The organism is Acidithiobacillus sp., from assembly GCF_023255755.1.
Taxonomy (GTDB): Bacteria; Pseudomonadota; Gammaproteobacteria; order Acidithiobacillales; family Acidithiobacillaceae; genus Acidithiobacillus.
In genome coordinates this window covers 6,677-11,497 of sequence record NZ_JAGDVS010000178.1, presented here as the reverse complement: position 1 = coordinate 11,497, position 4,821 = coordinate 6,677, and the positions used below count along the sequence as shown (strand labels likewise).

The window sequence follows — 4,821 nt, the reverse complement described above, 5'->3', positions numbered from 1 at the left end:
CTGCCCGGCAAGCAGCGGCGCCTCCGTCCCGACGGGTTCCGGGCGACTTTGGGCCTTTTCCATGTTGGCGGCATACGCGCAGTGGTGACACGAGACGATGGCATCTTCCCCAGAGTCCGCCAGCACATGAAACTCATGGGAGCGCTTGCCGCCAATAGCCCCGTTATCCGCCTCCACCGCACGGAAGTTCAGCCCAAGACGGGTGAACGTCCGCTGATAGGCTTCATACATGGTCTGGTAAGTGATCTCCAGCGAGGTGTGATCCATATGGAAGGAATAAGCATCCTTCATGATGAACTCACGCCCGCGCATCAGCCCGAAGCGGGGGCGGATTTCATCGCGAAACTTGGTCTGAATCTGGTAGAAATTGACGGGAAGCTGTCGGTAAGAGTGAATCTCCCGCCGCACCAGATCGCTGATGACTTCCTCATGGGTGGGTCCCAGGCAAAAATCGCGGTTATGACGATCCCGCAAGCGCAGCAGCTCCGGGCCGTACTGTTCCCAGCGCCCCGACTCCTGCCACAGCTCGGCGGGCTGTACCAGCGGCATCAGTAGTTCCTGCGCGCCGCTGCGGTCCATCTCCTCGCGCACCACCCGCTCCACCTTGCGCAACACCCGCAACCCCAAGGGCATCCAGGTGTACAAGCCGGAAGCCAGGCGGCGGATAAAGCCCCCGCGCAGCAATAACTGGTGGCTGATGAGCTCCGCCTCGGCGGGTGTCTCCTTAAGGGTGGGGATGAAGATCTGACTGGCGCGCATAAAAAGTCCTGTTGAGTCGTAGCATACAGTGTAAGAAAGGGCGGGAGACAAAGGAAGGGGCGGCGCGCGCCAAGTCTGGCGACGGATCAAATGGAGGTGGTGACGTGATGTATTTTGCTGACCTGATTCGCAGTAGGAGAGGAATCGGGTCCGTCCGCGCGACTGCGTCGCGCCAGCCGTTCTGCTCGATCGTTGAAGCTTGCGCTGCCGATCTTTAGTATGACTACTATTATGGTCATACAGGGCACACAACTATGGCAACCTATACCCTGGCCCAAACCAAGGCGCATCTCAGTGAAATACTCCATCAGGTGGAAAACGGTGAAGTGGTGGTTATCACGCGCCATGGGCGGCCTGTAGCGCGCGTGGAGAGCGCGGATAAAACCACCGGAGCACTCCCGGTTGACCGCCTTGCTGCATTTCGGGCCAGAATGCCACATTGGCGCAAACGGAGTGTTGACCTCTTGCGAGAGAGGCGGGACGAGTCGACCTGAGGTGTGGTATTTCGACACGAGTTTTCTGGCGCCACTCATTCTGGAGGAACCGACGAGCGTGCAGGTGACTGCATACCTGCAAGCATTGCCTGCTGGTGAATTTGTGTTGAACAGCCTCACGCGGCTTGAGTTCTCCAGCCTGCTGGCCCGCGAGGTCCGCATGAGTGGTTTGCGTGAGGAGGAGGCGCTAGCCGCCGAAGGCATGTGCGATGATTTGATTCGTGATGTTTTCCGTGTGCTGCGTCCTGGGCACGACGATTTTGTCTTGGCAGGGAATTACATTCGGCACTATGCGACAGCTCTGCGCACAGCCGATGCGTTGCATCTGGCCATCGCCAGAAATCATGGGGCCGATCTGGTGTTATCGCTGGACAAGGAGATGCTGAAAGCGGCGGCGATGATGGGCGTTCGCGCCAGCAATGGCATTGGGGACGTCGTGTAAAATAAACAAGCAGGAAAATTTGGGAACATGGGTTGCTTAGACAATTGATGGTTCTGTGGTCAAGTTATTTTAGGGGCAGGCGGCATCTGGGTAAGGGACGAAGAGCTGCGCGCGCCCTCCATGCGGCTTACTAAGCCACATGGAGGGCGGATAACGATAAGGCGGGGTGCTTGGCGACAACTATGCTGACACCGGGAGTCTAGTGATAGCCGTTTTTCCTTGCCGTCCACCCGAAACTTCAGTCTCCACCACTTCCCTCCGGCAGGAGCAATCTCTAGGTAGAGCCCCTTTTCATCAGATAATTTGTATAACTTCTCCTTAGGCTTAGACTGCCGGATTTTAGTGTCAGTCAAGGACATTGGGGGCAACTCCGAATAGGCTTATCTTGGTTGCCCCCAGTTGCCCCGAGATGGCAAGCGATATCTTGAGATGTTGTGAGACAAAGAAAAAGCCACTGTTATATAAGTCAGCGGCTTTCAGTGGGATTTGATGCGAGCTGGGACTTGGTGAGATAGTTAATTGGTGGAGCGGAGGAGGATCGAACTCCCGACCTTCGCATTGCGAACGCGAATTGGCACGAAATTCTGCCATTTTGAAACGCAAGCATTTTTCATATTTTCTATTTATCATCATCTTATAATAACCCCTGTCCCGCATTATCCCGCGATATACCTACCTATCCCGTTGCTCAGTGCAGCGCCAATGCAGCGCCAGTGCGTCAGAACGGGAGCAAGTATTACGAGCCAGATAGCAGAGCATGGCTTTTAGCATATCTCTATAAACAACATATAAATCAACCTGTTGACAGCACTTTAAATCGGTGCATTATAGGAGCGTTGGGGCTAACACGGGGGATACAGGGATACAGCATATCCCTACACCGGAAGGCCACCCACAACCTCAATGCTGAAGGATGGTCAAAAATGAGTACAGAACATGGCTGGAGCTCCAGATTTGGTTTTGCCCGATGGGTGGCGGTGAATGTCGCCATGCCGGTATTCATCGTATGGATACTTCTTGATGTGTTTGTCCGTGGGAACTCCGTAAGTCTTCTGTATGTGATCCTGGGGTTCACGGCGGCGGGGATGGCGGTTGTGGCAATCGACTCACTCGCGCGCAAGGGAAAGATTGACCAGGGCAAGGTCGACGCGGGTTGGGAGCGACCTGATCGATTGTGCTCGCCTTGGCGCTTTGCCAGCAAAATTTACAATGCGCATACGAGAACCTTCCCTTGGCAGGTGCGCCAAAAGGGAAGCATCGGTCGAGAAATCACGGATCGTCGCCGCGGGCAGGGGCGGCAGGGCGGCCATAAGCGGCGATGGGGTGGAAATCCGGCCAAAAAGGCATCATCAGATGACGGCCCCGGAGAACCCGGCGAACCGCCATACCAATTACTAACCTGTGCCGCTGATCAGCATCAGCAATCGTTCTTCTCATTCCAGTCCGCCGCGCGGATCCTGGACTGTTCACCAAAAACCCTCCGTAATAAGGTCTCTGCCGGAAAAATTCCCGCGCCGGTTCAAACATCTGTCGGACCACGCTTCACCGCTGAAATTCTCCAAGCGATCATATCTCCGCCTATACCTGTAGTTGCACCGCCTGCCCGGCCCAGGGGGCGCCCGCGCATTGCGCAGCCCAAACTGGTCACACCTGCTCATGGCGGTGACCAATGAGCGCCATACAGATCATCGACGCCGCCGAATTATTGGAAGCTCCGCCGCCCAAAATCGAATGGGCAATTGAGGGTCTTTTGCCAGTCGGCACGGTGGGCGATATTTTTGGGCCTCCTGGTGAAGGCAAAAGCAGCCTTACTCTTGACCTCGCCATTGCCGTGTCGAGTCGTGCGGGGGGCTGGTATGGGCTGCCATGCATCGCCGGGCCTGTCGTGCTATTGGGTGGTGAGCGGTCTGGCATAGCGGCCTTCGCACGGGATCTGCATCGCGCCAGTCAAGGACGAAATGTCGATCCGGGCATGTTAGTCCTACCCCAAAACGAGCATGGAGACTGCCCGCCGATGTGGGCATGGGATAAGCACAGCGACCAATGGGCGACCACCCCATGGGGTAAGCAGGTCAACGAGTGGGTGCTCGCCATCAAGCCCGTGCTGATGATCATAGACACCTTGGCCAGTGCAGCGTCCGGATCGGACATCGTTAATCAACCGCAGCAGTACGATTTAGGGATAACGATTCGCCAGTGGGCCAAAATGCTTGGCGATCCAACCGTTCTTACGATATCCCACACAAATCAGGCATCTGCCATACAAGAAGTACCGCAGCGGCTGCACTATCTCAGTCGGGCGGGCGGGAATGGTTTACCCGGCGCTCTGCGGTGGATTGCCGGGGTCACCCGGTTGCGGGGCGGGGAAATGGACATGGTGCCTGGTGGACACGACTATGATCCACGCGACCCGGTCAAGCGATTCCTCGCTTTTGGCGTCAGCAAGCATAACGAAATGTCGTTGCCGCCGTGGACACCCGAGCGCCCCGCGATCGTCCAGATGAACCCAGATGGCGGTTTAGCGTTGGTCCCCACCACCCGTGACGCGTTCATGGCGCATTACCCCCAGATGGCGGGCGACAACGACAAGCAACCACGAAAAGCCAGAAAGAAAAAAGCTGATGTGGACCCCAAACCCTCCCCACGGGATAACGAATACTTACAGGCAAAGAACGGAGGTGACCATGAACGGACATGGTAACCAGCGGTTGCCTACAGCGACGGTCAGTCCAGCAAGACTAAGGCTGTGTCAGCCGACGCAAAGGCCGACATACATGACTGGCGAAAAGATAAGCACCAGCTGGGGGTGGTGCAAAGTAACGGGGCGGTTCGGGCAGAGACATCAGGATGTGCTGGAAGCCTTCATGTGGTGCGAGGAGGCTACCCGCGAAATAGAGGATGGCGGCGTCGAGCTATTGGTGGATCCGGCAAAAGTCAGGAAAACACTATCTGATTCGGGATATAGCCTGGGAAGGCTAAAAATACTCATAGATGAGCTGATGGGCGTCACCATAGAACTAAAAGTAACAAACGGCATGTGGGCGGTCGGCGGGCTGCTTGACCACGTGGTAGAAAGCCCGGCAACGAAGCGCGATCCGCTAACCAACGGCACCCGCCACTTGTGGC

The 4,821-nt window shown here is 56.3% G+C and carries 6 protein-coding genes and 1 pseudogene; 5 read left to right on the top strand and 2 right to left on the bottom strand.

Annotated features, from left to right (window positions below):
- The coding region (gene proS / locus Q0C48_RS12355; protein ID WP_291524803.1) for a proline--tRNA ligase at window positions 1-759 on the bottom strand (759 nt) is incomplete at its 3' end.
- A gap of 254 nt (window positions 760-1,013) precedes the next feature.
- On the opposite strand from proS, the gene Q0C48_RS14730 reads away from it, so the two are divergent.
- Together Q0C48_RS14730 and Q0C48_RS12350 are read left to right on the top strand one after the other, a co-directional pair.
- On the top strand, window positions 1,014-1,253 hold the full coding sequence (locus Q0C48_RS14730; protein ID WP_366937053.1) for a type II toxin-antitoxin system prevent-host-death family antitoxin: 240 nt from the start codon (window positions 1,014-1,016) through the stop codon (window positions 1,251-1,253).
- Window positions 1,162-1,695, top strand: a complete 534-nt coding sequence (locus Q0C48_RS12350) for a type II toxin-antitoxin system VapC family toxin (RefSeq protein ID WP_291524801.1) — start codon at window positions 1,162-1,164, stop codon at window positions 1,693-1,695. The genes Q0C48_RS14730 and Q0C48_RS12350 overlap by 92 nt, the downstream gene beginning before the upstream one ends.
- 59 nt (window positions 1,696-1,754) lie before the next feature.
- Here the strand turns inward: Q0C48_RS12350 and Q0C48_RS12345 are convergent, their stop codons facing one another.
- The gene (locus tag Q0C48_RS12345; protein ID WP_291524799.1) at window positions 1,755-2,054 is read right to left on the bottom strand and encodes an Arm DNA-binding domain-containing protein; all 300 of its coding nucleotides are present in this window, start codon (window positions 2,052-2,054) and stop codon (window positions 1,755-1,757) included.
- 564 nt (window positions 2,055-2,618) lie between these two features.
- Between Q0C48_RS12345 and Q0C48_RS12340 the strand changes: the two genes are divergently transcribed.
- The 3 genes and pseudogenes from Q0C48_RS12340 to Q0C48_RS12330 form a co-directional block, all read left to right on the top strand.
- Window positions 2,619-3,368, top strand: a complete 750-nt coding sequence (locus tag Q0C48_RS12340) for a hypothetical protein (RefSeq protein WP_291524797.1) — start codon at window positions 2,619-2,621, stop codon at window positions 3,366-3,368.
- Window positions 3,365-4,396, top strand: a complete 1,032-nt coding sequence (locus tag Q0C48_RS12335; RefSeq protein WP_291524795.1) for an AAA family ATPase — start codon at window positions 3,365-3,367, stop codon at window positions 4,394-4,396. The genes Q0C48_RS12340 and Q0C48_RS12335 overlap by 4 nt, the downstream gene beginning before the upstream one ends.
- Before the next feature lie 73 nt (window positions 4,397-4,469).
- Window positions 4,470-4,821 (top strand): annotated as a pseudogene (locus Q0C48_RS12330) (ABC transporter ATPase); the annotation flags it as partial.